Source organism: Kitasatospora sp. NPDC022856, from assembly GCF_055561235.1.
The window spans coordinates 19,775-37,045 of record NZ_JBVHHE010000010.1; the positions used below are offsets into that span (position 1 = coordinate 19,775).

The 17,271-nt window shown below is 69.4% G+C and carries 11 protein-coding genes; 8 read left to right on the forward strand and 3 right to left on the reverse strand.

Annotation, left to right across the window (positions count from 1 at the left end; genetic code table 11):
• The first annotated feature begins 224 nt into the window (after window positions 1-224).
• Together ACZ34W_RS14410 and ACZ34W_RS14415 are read left to right on the forward strand one after the other, a co-directional pair.
• Window positions 225-7,283: an RHS repeat-associated core domain-containing protein gene (locus tag ACZ34W_RS14410; protein WP_465603969.1), complete on the forward strand. Its 7,059-nt coding sequence runs from the start codon at window positions 225-227 to the stop codon at window positions 7,281-7,283.
• Between the two features lie 115 nt (window positions 7,284-7,398).
• Complete coding sequence (locus ACZ34W_RS14415) at window positions 7,399-7,731, forward strand: hypothetical protein (protein WP_465603971.1); 333 nt, start codon at window positions 7,399-7,401, stop codon at window positions 7,729-7,731.
• 1,317 nt (window positions 7,732-9,048) lie between these two features.
• On the opposite strand, the gene ACZ34W_RS14420 is transcribed toward ACZ34W_RS14415, so the two are convergent.
• Window positions 9,049-9,780, reverse strand: a complete 732-nt coding sequence (locus ACZ34W_RS14420; protein WP_465603973.1) for a TetR/AcrR family transcriptional regulator — start codon at window positions 9,778-9,780, stop codon at window positions 9,049-9,051.
• Between the two features lie 134 nt (window positions 9,781-9,914).
• Here ACZ34W_RS14420 and ACZ34W_RS14425 point away from each other — a divergent pair, with 134 nt between their 5' ends.
• Window positions 9,915-11,456: an APC family permease gene (locus ACZ34W_RS14425; RefSeq protein ID WP_465603975.1), complete on the forward strand. Its 1,542-nt coding sequence runs from the start codon at window positions 9,915-9,917 to the stop codon at window positions 11,454-11,456.
• A 61-nt stretch (window positions 11,457-11,517) separates the two neighbouring features.
• Window positions 11,518-13,155 (forward strand): amidohydrolase, encoded by a 1,638-nt coding sequence (locus ACZ34W_RS14430; protein WP_465603977.1) that lies wholly within the window; start codon window positions 11,518-11,520, stop codon window positions 13,153-13,155.
• Window positions 13,156-13,219: 64 nt separating this feature from the next.
• Here ACZ34W_RS14430 and ACZ34W_RS14435 read toward each other — a convergent pair whose 3' ends face one another.
• Window positions 13,220-13,387: a hypothetical protein gene (locus tag ACZ34W_RS14435; RefSeq protein ID WP_465603979.1), complete on the reverse strand. Its 168-nt coding sequence runs from the start codon at window positions 13,385-13,387 to the stop codon at window positions 13,220-13,222.
• On the reverse strand, window positions 13,377-13,553 hold the full coding sequence (locus ACZ34W_RS14440) for an ATP-binding protein (protein WP_465603981.1): 177 nt from the start codon (window positions 13,551-13,553) through the stop codon (window positions 13,377-13,379). Before ACZ34W_RS14440 ends, ACZ34W_RS14435 begins: the two co-directional genes overlap by 11 nt.
• Window positions 13,554-13,968: 415 nt before the next feature.
• On the opposite strand from ACZ34W_RS14440, the gene ACZ34W_RS14445 reads away from it, so the two are divergent.
• The 4 genes from ACZ34W_RS14445 to ACZ34W_RS14460 all read left to right on the forward strand — a co-directional run bounded on the left by ACZ34W_RS14445 (window position 13,969) and on the right by ACZ34W_RS14460 (window position 17,221).
• Entirely contained in the window at window positions 13,969-14,841 is an 873-nt protein-coding gene (locus tag ACZ34W_RS14445) for a helix-turn-helix domain-containing protein (RefSeq protein WP_359805377.1), read from the forward strand.
• Window positions 14,838-15,137 (forward strand): DUF397 domain-containing protein, encoded by a 300-nt coding sequence (locus tag ACZ34W_RS14450; RefSeq protein ID WP_465603984.1) that lies wholly within the window; start codon window positions 14,838-14,840, stop codon window positions 15,135-15,137. Before ACZ34W_RS14445 ends, ACZ34W_RS14450 begins: the two co-directional genes overlap by 4 nt.
• Before the next feature lie 169 nt (window positions 15,138-15,306).
• A complete protein-coding gene (locus ACZ34W_RS14455; RefSeq protein WP_329490358.1) occupies window positions 15,307-16,272 on the forward strand; it encodes a DUF4331 family protein in 966 nt (321 codons plus the stop codon).
• Between the two features lie 115 nt (window positions 16,273-16,387).
• Window positions 16,388-17,221 (forward strand): DUF1206 domain-containing protein, encoded by an 834-nt coding sequence (locus tag ACZ34W_RS14460; protein ID WP_465603986.1) that lies wholly within the window; start codon window positions 16,388-16,390, stop codon window positions 17,219-17,221.
• The last annotated feature ends 50 nt before the right edge of the window (window positions 17,222-17,271 follow it).

Sequence of the window (17,271 nt, forward strand, 5' to 3'; positions counted from 1 at the left end):
TGGCTCCCGATTACTCATCGTGTGAGGTCAGTCACTCAGGTGATAGGTCGACAATTTGCTCGACCGGAGGGCAGTCGAGGGCCTAGCCTCCGCCACAGTCATCCATCCGTACCCGATGCGTGGTGCGGTTGAGCCTGTGGGGGGTCGAGGTGTCAGTTCGTCATGTCCGTTTCTCCTGGGTGATCGGGAGGGGGAGTCCGTCACCGGGGAGGCGGAAATCCCGGGTGGCCCTGGTGAGTTCGCTGGCGATCCTGGGTGCCCTGGTTTCGCCGATGGCGCCGGCACTCGCCGCGCCGTCGGCGGACGGGAACAAGGACCGGATCTGGTCGCCGCCGAACACCCCGCTGCCGAAGACGGCATCGGTGCCCGGCAGGGCCGAGAAGCCCAAGGTGGTGCCGCCGGCCACCGGTTCGCCGAACTGGGTCCCGCCGAAGGCGCCGCCGCCTGCTCCGCACGGTGCCGCACTGGCGACACTGGATACGGCTCCGCCCGCGGGTTCTGTCACGACGCGTACGGATGCGGGCGGTGCCGAGGTCCGCGAGCCCGCCGCCGGCGCGTCCCGGCAGGCGGGCGACCTGCCGGTCTGGCTCGCGCCGCTGGCCCCGGACGTGGCCGCGACGAAGGGCGCGGAGAGCGCTGCCGCCGGTGACACGGCGGCGACCGCGACGTCCGTTCGCGTGGACGTGGCGGAGGCCAAGGCGGCCGACGGGCTCGGCGTGCAGGGCACCCTGCTGGCCCTCTCCCGCAGCGGGCGGGCCGAGGCGGCCAAGGTCCGCGTGGAGCTCGACCTCGGCGGCGTCGGATTCGGCGGTGACTTCGCCGAGCGGGCGCGCCTCGTCGCGCTGCCGGCCTGTGCGCTGACCACACCCGAGGTGCCGAGCTGCCTGGTTCGCACCCCGGTGCCGTCCCACTACGACACGCAGGCCAAGCGGCTGATCGCGGACGTCGAACTGCCGGCAGTGGAGGGATCACTGACGGCGCAGGAGCAGAGTGCGGCGAAGTCCGCCGCACCGGCGACGTCGGCAGCGATGGCACCGACGGTCCTGGCGACCGAGGCCGCACCCTCCAGTGGCACGGGTACCTACAGCGCGACCTCGCTCTCGTCGAGCCAGGCGTGGACGGCCGGAAGCTCCTCGGGCTCGTTCAGCTACAGCTACCCGATCCAGTCGCCGCCGACCCTCGGCGGAGCGGCACCTCAGCTCGCGCTCGGCTACGACTCCGCCTCAGTGGACGGCCGGACGGCCTCCACCAACTCCCAGGCCTCGTGGATCGGTGACGGCTGGGACCTCAGCTCCGGGTTCGTGGAGCGCTCCTACAAGGCGTGTGCCAAGGCCGGGATCGCGGGATCCGGCGACCAGTGCTGGGGCGGCGCCAATCTCACGCTGTCGCTCGGCGGCCACTCCGGTGAACTCGTCCCGCACGACGCCTCGTGCGTGAACACGGATGCCCGGTTCGAGCAGTCCAAGTGCAAATGGCGGCTGAAGAACGACGACGGCACCAAGGTCGAGTTCCTCACCGGCGCCGCCAACGGCACCTGGAACGAGTCGTACCTGAAGGTCACCGACACCTCGGGCACGGTCTACTACTTCGGCCTCAACCAGGTGCCCACCGCAGCGGGCGCGCCGAGCCGGACCGGGCCGGAGAGCAAGTCGGCCTGGACGGTGCCGGTCTACTCGCCGAACGCCGGTGACCCCTGCTACGACTCGGCCAAGGGCAAGGGCTCCTGGTGCCAGATGGCGTGGCGCTGGAACCTCGACTACGTCGTCGACACGCACCACAACCTGACCACCTACACCTACGCACCCGAGACCAACTGGTACGCGCGAGGTGGCGGTCAGAACCCGGGCGCGGGGGTGAACACCCAGTACACCCGTGGCGGCACGCTCGCCTCGATCGGCTACGGCCAGCTGGATGCGGACCAGATCGCCGCCGGCGGCAGTTACCTGCCCGCTTCGAAGATCGAGTTCGAGACGGGGGAGCGGTGCCTCGGCGCTTCCTGCGACCCGTCGCAGCGCACCTCGGCGAACGCCACCAACTGGCCGGACGTCCCGCTGGACAAGCAGTGCGCCCAGTCGGGAGTCTGCTCCAACTCCGGTCCGAGCTACTGGTCTACCAAGTGGCTCAACACGATCACCACCAAGGTCCGTTCCGGCGGTTCGTACCGTCCGGTGGACAGCTACCAGCTCGCCCACAGCTTCATGAAGCCGCAGAACTCGACCGAGGACACCGCGATCCCGTGGCTGGCGTCGGTCCGCCGGGTCGGCAAGGACACGTTCAACAGTCCTGAGGAGAAGGGCCTCCCGGAGGTCACCTTCGCCAGCGCGTTGCTGCCCAACCGCGTCGACGGCCTCGTCCCGGCGCGCCCGCGGTACAACCGTCCGCGCATCGAGGTCATCACCACCGAGACCGGCGGCACCATCTCCGTCAAGTACGCGCTCGACTCGTGCTCGCGCACCGCCGGCCGGATGCCGGCGTCCGCCGACAGCAACACGATGAGCTGCTACAACGTGAAGTGGTACGACACCGGCATCAAGGCGACCGCCGATGACTGGTTCCTGCGCTACCCGGTCGAGACCGTCACCGTGGACCCGAACGGCAACCTCGTCCAGGGCTCGGTCCCGAAGACCACCAGCTACACGTACGGCAAGGCCGCGTGGCACCGCAACGACGGCGCCCTGGTCGACTCCGACTACCGGACGTGGGACCAGTTCCGCGGTTACGCCAGCGTGACCGCCGTGACGGGCTCCGGTACGGACGGCGCCAAGTCGAAGTCCGCCACGTTCTACTACCAGGGCATGGACAACGACCTCAAGGCGAACGGCTCGCCGAAGACCGCGAGTGTGGCCGGTCCGAGGAGCGGTGCCCAGGCCGACAAGGACTGGCTCGCTGGCCGGGTGCTGGAGTCGGACAGCTACACCGACGCCGACGCCGCGGATCCCGTCGGCTACACGGTGAACACCAGCTCCGGAGAGGCCTCGACCGCCACGCACAAGCGCACCGGCCTGCCGGACCTGGAGGCCCGCTACGCGGCCACCACGTCGACCGCCGTCAGTACGGTGAAGACCACCGGTGGCACCCGCACCACCTCCACGGTGACCAAGACCGACAAGGACCACAACAACCGGGTCAAGTCCTCGCTCAGCACGGCCGACGGGACCCCTGACATCTGCACCCGCACCGATTATGCGGTCGCGAGCGACCCGCAGATGACGGGGCTGGTCGCGGAGGTGCTGACCATCTCCGGCGCCGATGCCTGTGCCGCCACGGCGACCGCGGCCAACACGGTCTCCGGTACCCGCGCCTTCTACGACGGCGCTGCCTACAAGGTGGCGGGCGACAAGGGCGAGGCCACCGGCAGCCAGGTGCTCGACCGCTATGACGGCTCGGGTACGGCCCAGTACGTGACCAGTGGTGCCAGCACCTACGACGCGTACGGCCGCGTGGCCACCGTCACCGACCCGACGGTCTCGGACGGTTCGAATCCCAAGGGCGCGGTGGTGACCACCTCCTACAGCTCCGCCAATCCGGGCGAGCTGCCGAACCGTACGGTGACCGGGACCCCGGCGCCGGCCGGCGCTCCGGACGCGGGCGGCCGGCGTGAGACCACGGTGACGGTGAACCCGGCCCGAGGGCTGCCGATCATCACGACCGATCCCAACGGCCGCAAGGTCACCCAGTCCTATGACGCACTGGGCCGCCTCAAGGCCGTCTGGACGCCCGGCCGGGACACGACCCTGAGTGCCAACTTCACCTACGACTACGCGGTCAACGGCACCACCGCACCGTCCACGATCAGCAGTAAAACGCTGCGATCCAGTGGCCAGTACGGCACCGCGACGCAGATCATCGACGGCCTCGGCCGGGTGATCCAGACGCAGAACCCTCCGGCAATCTCCGCCTACCACGGGCGTCTGATCACCGACACCTTCTACGACTCGCAGGGCCGTGCCAACCAGGCCTACAACACCTACTACGAGGACACCAACGGGCCCGGCACGGTCCGGTGGGCCCCGGACGGTGCGATGGTGCCGAACCGGACCGCCACGCAGTTCGACGGCATGGGCCGCCCGGTCAGTACCCAGTTCATCGCCCTCGGTGTTCTGCAGTCGACCACCACCACCGCCTACCCGGGCGCTGACCGGGTCGACGTGAGCCCTCCCGCCGGGGCCACCGCGACCAGCACCGTCACCGACGGTCGTGGCCGTACGTCCCAGCTGTGGCAGTACCGGACGCCGGGCGCGACCGGCAACCCGGCCGACGCGGACGTCACCACCTACACCTACACGCCGAGCGGCTCAGCCGCGACGCGGGTGGATTCGGCGGGAAACACCTGGAGCTACGGCTACGACCAGCGCGGCCGCCTGGTCCGCGCCGACGACCCGGACACGGGTGTGTCCACCCGCAGTTACGACAGCGCGGGCCGGCTCGCGTCCACGACCGACGCGCGCAACCAGACCGTCGCGCTCACCTACGACCTGCTCGGCCGCAAGACCGGTACCTACGACGGCACGGTCGCCCCAGCCAACCAGTTGACCGGCTACACCTACGACACCGTGGCGAAGGGCCAGGCGGCATCGTCGACCCGGTACGTGGGCGGTGCGAGCGGTGCGGCGTACAGCAAGAGCGTCACCGGGCTGGACGTGGCCTACCGGCCGACCGCGACCACGGTCACGCTTCCCGGTAGTGAGGTCGGCAGGACCGGTCAGGCGACCTTCGGCTACCAGGCGGTCTACGACGAGATCACGGGTGCGCTGATCTCGGAGAGCCGCGCCGCAGCCGGAACCCTGGCCGACGAATGGATCACCTACCACTACGAGGACTACGGGCTGCTGCACGATCTGGGCGGTGCCGGGACGACCTACCTCCGCCAGTCCGACTGGGACGCCTACGGGCGTAACATCCGTTCCACGATGAACCCGTGGGGCACCCAGATCGTCGCCACCAACACCTACGACGAGCCGACCGGCCGCCTGCTGAACCAGTACGTCGACAAGCAGACGGCAGGGACCGGCTCCGTACAGAACACCGCCTACGCCTACAACCAGGCCGGCCAGATCACCGCGATCAGGGCGATCCCGAACAACACCCCGGCTGCGACCGACCTGCAGTGCTTCAGCTACGACTACCTGGGCCGCCTCACCACCGCGTGGAGTGACACCGGGCAGCTCAACCAGCCGACTCCGTCGCTCGGCGGACAGGGGTCCTGCGCCAACTCGACGCCCACCAGCGGTGCCACCGCGCCCGCGAAGACCACCGTGGGAGGCAGTGCCGCCTACTGGCAGGAGTACGGCTACGACCTGGCCGGCAACCGCACCGAGCTGGTCAATCACGACCCGGCCGGCGACCCGGGCAAGGACCTGAAGGTCGATCAGACCTTCCCGGCCCCGGGCGGCCGGAATACGCCCACCGCCGCCGCCGGCACGGGTGGCGGCACCGGTGGTCCGCACGCGCTCGCAACCGGTAGGTCCACCTTCGGCGTCGCAGTCGGTGTGCAGGGAACGGACGAGTACGACGCGGCCGGCAACACCACGAAGATCAACAACCCGGGCGGCAGCAAGGACCTCAAGGCAGGGTTCGTGCTCAACTCCGGTGAGTCGGTGCGCTCCAACAGCGTCCAGCTCGCCATGCAGCCGGACGGCAACCTGGTCCTCAGCTCGCTGCGCACCGGGAAGGCGATCTGGTCCACCAACACCCAGGACCACCCGGGTGCCTGGGCGACCATGCAGGACGACGGCAACTTCGTCGTCTACGACCCGCAGCGCGTCCCGCTCTGGTCCTCCAAGACCTGGGTCGGCAACAACAGCGGCTACTTCGCCAAGGTGCAGGACGACGGCAACTTCATCGTCTTCACGTCGAGCTGGCAGGCCAAGTGGAGCAGCTCCACCTGGAACGCCGTCGACGCCGCCAACGCCACCACACTGACCTGGGACGTCGAGGGCAAGCTCGCCTCACTCACCCAGGGCTCGGCCACCACGTCGTACCTCTACGACGCGGACGGCAACCAGCTCGTGCGCCGCAACCCGGGCAAGGTGACGGTCAACCTCGGCGGCGGCGACGAACTCTCGTACGACACCAGCACCGGGACCAGCACCGGTGCGCGCTACTACAGCATCCCCGGCGGAATCACCCTGGTCCGCGAGGGCCCGGGCAAGCTGGCCTACCAGTTCTCCGACCACCACGGCACCAGCTCCCTGTCCATCGAGTCCGCGACCACCAACGAGACCCGCCGCACCTTCGACCCCTTCGGCGCCACCCGCGGCCCCGGCTCACTCGCCACCCCCTGGTCCGGCGACAAGGGCTACGTCGGCGGCCTCAAGGACGACGCCACCGGCTTCACCAACCTGGGAGCGAGGCAGTACCAGCCCGGCACGGGCCGCTTCCTCAGCCCGGACCCCATCCTCGACGCCGGCGACCCACTTCAGTGGAACGCCTACGCATATTCAGACCAGGACCCTGTCAACAACTTCGACTCCACCGGGCTCCAGTGTGTGCATGGCGCGCCGGGTGGAGGGAAGGATGGTAGGTGCGCTGGAACGATGCTCGATACCGATGGTGTGATTGGTGATAATACTAATAATTGTGGCGTGCAGGCCTGCCAGGAAGAGGCCGAGCGAATGAAGCAGCTCGCGCTTGACACCGGGCGCTGGAACACTGATCCGCGCGGAAACGTCTATGTGTCGAGGAGGCCGCTGGCGCAGCGGGCCAAGGATCGCGCAACAGCGCTCGCGAAGGGGGAGGGAAGGTTTGCCTCGGCGGAGCGTTTCACATTCGACAAGATGAAAAGCAATCAGAGTTCCGGGGAATTTAATGGAATCTCTGATGCTCTCTCTGGTGGTGGTCTTGGTGATCCGATTTCGGCTGCGGGCGCAAAGGCCGCAGCTTTCGTTCGCTGGACAGATCTGGTGTGGTCGGGCCGCAAATGGGACTACAAAGTTGACCTAAAGAAGAATCTGAAGCTGTCGTCTCCTGAAGATTTCTACTTCAAGCTCCCTGGGAAAAGTGAGGAGGTCAGCTATGACATTTGGGCAAATATCCACTACGGATATCTAGGTCGTGCCGCCGGATTCAGTGGAGATGTGCTCGAACGGGGTGCCAAGGTTCCCATACCTGGCGTCGGCAGGACGGATAAGGGGGATGAAATAACCGTTAGGGCTGGAATTTCCCTCTACGATAAGTACGGCCCCGATATCACCTTCGAGCAGTTTCATCTCGGAGTGATGGATGTAGTGGACCAGCTGTCCAAGGCGGGCGCCGACCAGTGGCGTCCGATTAATGACAAGTAGAAGGTTCCTGGTTACCTAGTCGGCGCTGGCGCCGGTCGGCACCGCTGCTGCCGGCGGCGCCAGCGCCGTCCTAACTTACTCGCCCGGCGCGGCGTGTTGGCTTCGGAGGAATTGGATGGGAAGTTTTAAAGTCGGCTGCGGAGGGCTGGCCATATCCGGTCTGGTATCATTCTGGCTAGTTTCAATATTGGCTAACCAGACTGCGTCCTGTGCCGATGGGATCGACGCCGGCCCTCGATTTGCGCTCGCCGTTTTTCTGCTCTTCTTCTTTGTTGTCCAATCGGTGGCTGGAATTTCGGCATCTTTCCTCTCCGTGAAGACCGGGTTGTCGGCCAAGTTTAGTGATCCTGAGCTCTTCATATTCTGCTCAACGGTGCTGGGGATACTGGCAGCAGCGGGTTTCGAGATGTGGCTCTTCTATCCATCGGACGTCGATCTCGGATGCTGAGCTGGGAATATTGTCGTTCCTTGTGTATTGGGTTCAATGGGCCGCTGATGAATATTTTTGGTTTTTGGCTCGCCCATCGAGGCATCTAAGGAAGAGATTGTCGGGGAGTTGGGTCAATGGGGGGACGTGACTCGGTTTTCAAGTCTCGTGTCGGGCGAGTGATTTCGATAGCAGCTGCCGTGCTGGTTGTCATGGGGATCTGTCTATGGAATATTCCCCTGATGGGGCAGTGGCGGGCGGACGGGTCGGTTTCGGACCTTCTTCTTGAGTCACCGGTCTCTGAAGGGCCGTGGCAGAGGCGGGAAGATCGGGATCCCGGTGCTCCCTATATGCGAGGGCTGGACGAGCGGCAGGAACGTTCCTTCGTGCGAGATGCTTCGGATCCGTCAAAGGGGAGGGTGAGCCAGACGGTCATGCGGTTCGGTTCGCCGACGTGGGCGTGGCTCGTGTTCCGGTCTGGTGGCCTCAAGAGCCGGTACTCGCGCTATGGTCAGGTTGAACCGATCTCTGTGCCCGGCAGCCGGAGTGCCGATGATCAAGAATACGCCTGCCTTCTGTCGGAGGGTGCCGAATGCCAGAAGTGGGGTATGTGGCTGAGGTATGGACAGTATCTTGTCGAGGTCGTGGGCATTGAGGAGTCATCGATTGACGGGGCCGCCGAGAGCATGCGACAGCTGGCGGGAAAGGTCGATCTAGAAATGCGCGACTGACGTCGATACGTGTCGAATATCGGTCGGGTTCCTTCGTTGACCGCCCGCTCCCTCTTGGGGGCGGGCGGTCAACGGTGTGTTACTCGGATGGTTCTGGGGCGGGCGAGTGCCGTGCCGGCGGGTTGTCGATGACGTACCGCGATGGGGGGCGACAGCACGGAAGTCGGCGTGGACGCGCATGCCGATCGCGTGGAGGTCGGCGCGCCAGTCTCCGGTGAGTGCCAGGCCGTGCTGGGCGCGGCCGATGAGTCGTCGGCGACGGCCAGCAGCAGGTCGTCGGTGTCGTGGAAGTGCCGGCAGACCGCACTACAGTCGGGCTGGCGCGGGACGTCGACGCTCCGGGTCGTCGATTTTGATGCAGGGGGTTCCAGGATGAAGTTCGCAATGAAGCTGTCCGGTGCGTCTTTGCTCTGCGCATCGATTGGCTCCTGGGGTGACGTCCGCCGTGACGGCGCCGCGGCAAGCGATCATGTAGTGCCCGGAGCAGGCCCTTCCCGTCCGATGTTCGACGGGCTCCCCCGGCTCGGCGGGCAGGCCGCACGTCGAGCCGGTCGTCCGGCGCACCTGGCGGGCGTTGGCGACGTCGCTCTGGTGTCGGGTCGGACGGTCAGTGTTCGCGCCGCGACGGCGGTTGCTCCTCCTGCCCCCGCAGGCGGGCGGCTACGGCTTCCAGGAGGAGGTCGAGGGCGAAGGGGTAGCCGCTGCGGTCCATGTCGGTGATGAGGAGGGGGGCGGTGGCGGCGATGTTGGGGTGGGTGGCGGGGGCGAGGCGGCCGTAGCGGACGCGCCAGACGGCGAGGTCGGCGGCGCGGGCCGGGGGTGGGAGGGCGAGGGCGGCGGCGTCCTGGGCGGCGAAGGCGAGGGCCTGGTCGATGAAGGCGTGGTAGATCCGGACGGCCTCGTGGTCGGGGAAGCCGGCTGAGCGGAGCACGCCGAGGATGGTCTCGACGGCCCGGGTCTCGTGGTCGCGCCCGGTGGTGCGGTGGGCGGCGAGCTGGGCGGCCTGGGGGTGGGCCAGGTAGGCGGCGTGGACGCGCATGCCGATCGCGTGGAGGTCGGTGCGCCAGTCGCCGGTGAGGGCGAGGCCGTGCTGGGCGCGGCCGATGAGTTCGTCGGCGACGGCCAGCAGCAGGTCGTCGGTGTTGTGGAAGTACCGGTAGACCGCGCTCGGGTCGGCGCCGAGGGCGGCGCCGAGGCGCCGGACGGTGAGGGCGGCCGCGCCGTGCTGGCCGATCAGCCGCAGGGCGGTGGCCACGATGACCTGCTCGGACAGCACCGTGCCCTGCTTGGTCGGTTTCCGGCGCCGCCGTTGCGGTTCGGGGACCACGCGTTCCGTCATGGCGGGGAGCCTAGGGCATCGCGCCTTATGACAACAGCATTGACGTGCGACCGGGGCGAGGCTTTCATGGCCGCCACGGCCAGGACAGCTACCGGCCGCCACCCCTTCCCCCCCACGATCAAGGCGGTGATCCGTTGGCAACGACGGTCAAGGACTCCGGCGACACCCCGAGAGCCGGCGCGCCCACCCCCGAGGGCCCGCTGCCCAAGTCCGTCGGCGTGGTCGGCGGCATCGTCCTCGCCGCCTCAAGCACCGCGGCGACCAGCAGCATCGGCATCGGGCTCGGCCTGATGGCGGGCGTCGTCGGCCTGCACCTGCCGGCGATCATGCTGCTGGCCTTCCTCCCGGTGCTCGGCATCGCCGGCGCTTACGGGCGGCTCAACCGCGTCGACCCGGACTCCGGCAGCAGCTACACCTGGGTCGGCCGGGTGCTCAACCCCTGGCTCGGTTTCCTCACGGGCTGGGTGAACACCGTCGGTACCGTGGTGTTCATGGCCTACACCACGACGGTGACCGGGTCGGCACTGATCCAGCTGCTCGGCCAGGCGCGGGTCAGCTCGGTGGCCGGCCTGCGGCTGGACGCGGACTCCACCCTCCAGGCCACCCTGCTGGGCATGGTCGTCCTGGTGGCCGCCGCGCTGGTCGCGGTGCGCGGCCTGGAGCTCGCCGCCCGGCTGCAGAAGTACCTGCTGGTCTTCGAGTACGTCGTGCTGCTGGCCTTCTGCGGCTACGGCCTGTTCGCCGGCGACCAGCCGTTCTCGCTCGACTGGTACAACCCCTTCGCGATCCCGTCGGTGGACGCCCTCGCACAGGGCATGGTGCTGGCGGTGTTCTGCTACTGGGGCTTCGAGTCGGTGTTCAGTATCGGCGAGGAGGTCCGCGAACCGGGCGACGCCTCCCGCGGCGGCTTCATCGCGTTGGCGGTGATGCTGCTGCTCTTCCTGCTCGCCGGGACGGCCTTCCAACGGGTGCTGCCGATGGAGGAGTTGGCGGACAACGGCGCGCACGGGCTGACGTACCTCGGCGAGAAGCTGGCCCGCCAGCCGCTGGCGGCGCTGCCGCTGATCGCGCTCACCTTCTCCGCCGTGGCCTCGCTGCAGGCCTCCGTCATCCCCACCGCCCGGGGCATGTACGCGATGGGCCGGGACGGCACGCTCGGCCCGGTCTGGACCCGGATCCACCCCCGCTACGGCACCCCCGCCGCCGGCACCCTGCTGATCTCGGGCGCCGCCATCCTGCTCGCGGTGCTCTCGCTGGTCATCCCGACCGTGAACGACCTGATCTCGGCGACGGTCAACGCGATCGGCATCGTGGTGGCGCTCTACTACGCGCTGACCGCGGTGGCGGCGGCGGTCCGGTTCCGGCACCTGCTGCGCACCTCACCGCTGGAGGGCCTGCGCGCGGTCGTCGCCCCACTGCTCGGCGCGGCGGTGCTGCTGGCGGTGGGCGGGTATCTCTGCTGGATGCTGTACGACTCCGCGGACCACTTCGAACTCTCGGCCGACAACGGCTGGTTCGGCCTGTCCGTACCGGTGCTGATGATCGGCTCCGGGCTGGTGGCCGCCGCGTGGTCCCGCTTCCACCGCAAGTCCGCCTACTTCGACCGGCAGGAACCGGCCGACCCGGCGGCCGTCGACCCGGCCCCCGCCGATCCGACGGCCGCCCCCGCAGCCTGACCCCCACTGCCGCCCCGAACCCGGCCGCGCCCCGGCCGCCGAACTCCCAGGAGCACCACCGATGTCCAAGGCCGACCTGGTCTTCACCAACGGTCCCGTCCACACCGGCGACCCGGCCCGCACCCGCGCCACCTCGCTCGCCGTCACCGGCGAGCGGATCACCGCCGTCGGCCACGACGAGGTCCGCGAGCTGATCGGCCCCGGCACCGAAGTCGTCGACCTCGAAGGCCGGTTGCTGATCCCCGGCTTCCAGGACTCGCACATCCACGCCGTCTTCGGCGGCACCGAACTGGCCGAGTGCGACCTCACCGGGACGGTCGGCGCCGACGAGTACCTGCGCCGCGTCGCCGCGTTCGCCGCCGCCCACCCCGACCGGACGTGGATCACCGGCGGCGGCTGGTCGATGGAGAGCTTCGCGGGCGGACTTCCCACCCGGCAACTGCTCGACTCCGTCGTGCCCGACCGCCCGGTCTACCTGGTCAACCGCGACCACCACGGCGCCTGGGCCAACACCCGGGCGCTGGAGCTCGCCGGGCTCACCCGGGACACCCCCGACCCGGCCGACGGCCGGATCGAGCGTGAGCCGGACGGCACCCCGAGCGGGATGCTCCAGGAGGGCGCCACCGGCCTGGTCGCCCGGCTCGTCCCGCCGACCGACGCGGCGGGGCGGCTGGCCGGACTGCACCGGGCGCAGGAACTCCTGCACTCGCTCGGCATCACCGGCTGGCAGGACGCCCTGCTCGGCATCTTCAACGGCCAGCCGGACCCGTCCGACGCCTACGCCGCCGCCGCCGAGGCCGGCACGCTGACCGCGCGGGTCACCGGCGCACTCTGGTGGGACCGCAACCGGGGCGCCGACCAGATCCCCGAACTGGTCGCCCGTCGCGAGCAGTTGACCGGAGGCCGGTTCCGGGCCGGCTCGGTGAAGATCATGCAGGACGGCATCGCCGAGAACTTCACGGCCGCGCTCTCCACCCCCTACCTGGACGGCTGCGGCTGCGCCACCGCCAACTCCGGCCTCAGCTTCGTCGACCCCGCCGCCCTGTGCGGCTACGTCACCGCCCTGGACGCGCTCGACTTCCAGGTGCACTTCCACGCCCTCGGCGACCGCGCGGTCCGCGAGGCGCTCGACGCCATCGAGGTCGCCCGCGCCGCCAACGGCCGGCGCGGCACCCGGCACCACCTCGCCCACCTCCAGGTGGTCCACCCGAGCGACCTCCCGCGCTTCGCCGCTCTCGGCGCGATCGCGAACATCCAGCCGCTCTGGGCCGCCCACGAGCCCCAGATGGACGAGCTCACCATCCCGTTCCTCGGCCCCGAACGGGCCGCCTGGCAGTACCCGTTCGGCGGACTGCTGAGGGCCGGTGCCACCCTCGCCGCCGGCAGCGACTGGCCGGTCAGCAGCCCGGACCCGATCGCCGGCATCCACGTCGCCGTCAACCGGATGGAACCCGACGCGACCGACGGCCGGGTCTTCCTCCCCGAGCAGCGGCTGGACCTCGCCACCGCCGTCGCCGCCTACACGGCCGGATCCGCCCATGTGAACGGCCACGACGACGCGGGCAGCCTGCGGACCGGCCACCTCGCGGACCTGGTGGTACTCGACCGCGACTTCTTCGCCGCCCCGCCCGAGGAGATCGCCGCCACCCGGGTGGAGCGGACGTACGTGGGCGGCCAGTTGGTCTACGCGAAGGGCTGATGAGACGCGCGAATCGGTGCCGCACAGAAAGTCGGCCGGTCCGACTTCCTGTGCAGCATCGGTTTCAGGGGCGGGCAGCGGTCGGCGCGCTCGGGGCCGGGCGCGGCGGCTGGGCCGGTTGATGGTGCCGCGCGGTGAGGGGGAGCGCCCAGACGAGGAGGGCGAGCAGCAGGGCGAGGGGGAGCACGGTCAGGACCGTGGCCTGGGCGGTGCCGGGGCGTTCAGGAGGCACGGGGGAGGTCGAGTTCGGCCCAGACGGTCTTGGCGTTGGGGTGGCGGGGGATGCTGCCCCACCGGTCGGCGAGCGCGCCGACGAGGGTGAGCCCGCGCCCGGACTGCGCGTGGGCGGCGCAGGCGGCGGGAACGGTGGGGTGACGGTCCCCCCGGCAGTCGGACACCTCGATACGGAGGGTGGCGCCGCCCGGGGGGCTTGTCGACGAGGCGGAGCGCGAGCTCGAACCCGCGGCCCGGCACACGTCCGTGGGTGCTGGCGTTGGCCGCCAGCTCGGCGATCACCAGCAGCGCGGAGTGGAAGGTCTCGGTGGCGATGGAGTTGAGCCCCCAGGCCGTGAGTTGTTGTCTCGCGATCCGCCGCCCGATCGAGGCTCCCTTGGGGGAGGCGGTGAGCTGCGCGGTGTGGGCGCGGGGGGTCGCTGTGTCGAGGGGAATTTCGGACTTCATGTGACAAAGCCTGGTCCCTCGGAAGTACCCTGACCATGGATCGGGCGAGTACGGAGAGTGCTTGTCCGGGTGCGGAGTGTCGGCTTGTCGGTTGGCTGAGGATTAACCGATCGAAACGACGGGGTGGTTGCTGTGGGCGGCGATGAGCGCGTGGTGTTCGAGGACGGCGAACTGCCGGAGGGTTCCGAGGGGGTCGCGGAGTTCTTCAGCGCGGTGGGGAAGTTGGTGAAGCTGTTCCGTGAGCGGGCTGGCCTTACCCAGAAGGAGTTCGCTCAGCGCGTCGGATACGGCGAGGACCTTGTCGGAGCGGTCGAGCGAGGGCGGAGGACGGCACGGGTCGAGTTCTTGAACGCCGCTGACGAGCTCCTCGGCGCGGGCGGAGCGCTCAAGGTTGTCGCGGGCGATGTGATGAAAGCGAAGATCCGCGTCAGCACGCGGCACCCGGCATGGTCGAAGGCCTTCACCAAGGAAGAGGCCCGGGCCATTGAGATCCACGAGTACAGCATGATCGCAGTCCCTGGCCTGTTGCAGACAGAAGCGCATGCGCGGGCCCTGTACAACATGCGCCGCCCGTGGTTGTCGACGGAGCAGGTGGATCAGTGGGTTTCTGCCCGGATGGCCCGACAGGAGATCCTGAGCCGATGGCCACTACCGGCGATGAGTTGGGTGGTCGACGAAAGCGTGCTGCGACGGCCGGTGGGTGGCTGGGATGTGCATGAGGAACAACTGAGACACCTGCTGACGATCGGGCAGATGCGGGGCCTGGAACTCCAGGTGCTGCCGTTGGATGGGACGGGGCATGCCGGTATGGGAGGCTCCTTCATCCTTCTGACTCCGAGCGGGCGGTCGCAGATCGCTTATGTAGAGGTGCAGCACGTTAATAGACTGATCACGGATCCGGAGGAAGTCCGTAGAATGGCCGTACGTTACGGCAGCATCAGGGCACAGGCGCTCAGTTCCGAAGCGTCGCTGGCCTTGATCGAGAAGAGGCTGGTAGAGCGATGAGCAAGGCCGAGCTGGCGTGGTTCAAGAGCAGCCACAGCACCAACGAGGGCGCTGCTTGCATCGAAGTTGCCTGGCAGAAGAGTAGCTACAGCGGCAATGAGGGCACCGCGTGCGTCGAGGTGGCCTGGCAGAAGAGCAGCCACAGCGGTAACGAGGGTGCCAACTGCGTGGAGGTCGCCTCCATGCCCGGCACCGTCCACGTGCGCGATTCCAAGGACAAGAGCGGCCCGCAGCTGGCCTTCGAGCCCGCCGCCTGGCAGGCGTTCGTCGAGTTCGCCGCCGCCTCCTCCCTCTGACTCCGTAGCTCCGACGTCCCTCTCCGACTACCCGTCACAGACCTCCGGCCGTCCGCCAATCGGCGGACGGCCGTCTTCTGTACGGGTGGCCTCCCCCTCTTGTACGGGTGCCGCTGGTAGCAACGGAGCCGACAGCCAGGGGGGAACGCAGAGACGAGGTAGCGCAGCCATGTCCCACCACCTCAGCGGTCCCGACCTGCGGTCGCCCCGGGGCGACGCCCGGCTGGACCTCACCGACGTGTTCGCGTTCCCGGCGGCCGACGCCTCGGGGCGGACGGTGCTCATCATGAACGTGAACCCGTACGCGCCGACCCGGGCCAACGCCTTCCACCCGGACGCGGTCTACCGGATCAACATCGACAACGACGGGGACGACCAGGCCGACGTCGCCTACTCCTTCACCTTCTCCGACCCCGAGGCCGGCGCCCAGACCGTCACCGTCCACCGGGCCACCGGTGACGCCGCGCGCCGGCACGAGGCCAACGGCGACGTCCTCTTCGCCGGCGTCCCGGTCGCCTTCGGCGACGCCCCCGACGTGGTCGAGGCCAACGGCTACAAGCTCTCCGTCGGCCTGCGCAGCGACCCCTTCTTCGCCGACCTCGAAGGGATCGTCAACAACTTCACCTGGACCGGCAAGGACGCGATGGCCGAGGCGAACGTCTTCGGCATCGCCCTCGAAGCGCCGGACGCCGAGCTGGGGCCGGAGGCGACGATCGGTGTCTGGGCGCGGGTCAGCCTCCACGAGGACGGCCGGCTGGTCTCCGTCGACCGGGGCGCGCACCCCTCCCTGACCGCCTACTTCAACGCCGAGGACGTGAAGGACGCGTACAACGCGGGCGAACCGGCCGACGACTGGGCGAAGTACCGCGAGCCCTGGACGGCCGTCCTCCAGCACACCGGTGACTACACCACGGACGCGGCCACCGAGACGCTGAAGCTCGTCCTCCCCGACATCCTGCGCTACGACCGCTCGCGCCCGGCGATCTACCCCAACGGGCGGACCCTGGTCGACGACGTGACCTCGGCCCGGCTGTCCATGGTCTCCGGCGGCAAGATCACCGGCGACCACATCCCGCCGCACGTCGACCTGCTCCCCGTCTTCCCCCACCTGGGCCACCCGCACCCGGCCGTCTGACGCCCGGGCCGCCCGCCCGTCCCACCGCTCGCCCGCACGCGTGTCCGACGGTCTGCCGGGCAGACGCCCCGGCAGACCGGGCGCGCACGGCGCCCGCTGCCGAGAGGGGGCCGTCGTGGCCGCAGGAGCGCACGGAAGACCGGCCGGCCGGGGAGTGGCCGCCGACGACACGGCGGACCGCGCGCTGCGCTGGGCCGGACGCGCCGGGTTCACGGCCCGGGGCGTCGTCTACGTCCTGGTCGGCTACCTCGCCCTGCGGATCGCCTTCGGCAAGGGCTCGGACGAGGCCGACCGCCAGGGCGCGCTGCGCACGGTGGCCGACCAGCCGCTGGGCCGGGCGGTGCTCTGGCTGCTGGTGGCCGGCTTCGCGGGCATGGCGCTGTGGCGGGCCGCCTCAGCCGCTCTCGGCCGTGGCAAGGACGGCAAGCCGGGCAAGCGCGCCCTCAACGCCGGCCGCGCGTTCTTCTACGCTGCGGTCTGCTGGGGAACGGCCGCCTTCGCGCTGGGCAGTGGCGGACGGTCGAGCAGCGACGACACCTCCAAGGACTGGACGGCCTCCGCCCTCGACCTGCCGGCCGGGCGGTACCTGGTCGGCGCGGCGGGCCTGGTGCTGGCCGGGGTCGGGGTCGGCACCGCCGTCCGGGCCCTGCGGCGCCGCTTCCTCGAACGGTTGGACACGGCGGCGATGGGGCCGCGCGTCCGTTCGGCCGTCACCGCCTGCGGGGTCGCCGGCAACACCGCGCGCGGCATCGTCTTCGTCGCGGCCGGGGCCTTCGCCGTCACCGCCGCGGTCCGCTTCGACCCGCAGCGGGCCAAGGGGCTCGACGACACCCTCCGCAGCCTCGCCACCACCCCGGTCGGCCCCTGGCTGCTGGTGCTCACCGCGGTCGGTCTGCTGCTCTTCGGCGCCTTCTCCTTCGCCTCCGCGCGCTGGCGCCGCCTCTCCTGACGGCGCCCGGCGGTGCCACCGGTCGGACCCTGCGGTCGGACCGGTGGCTC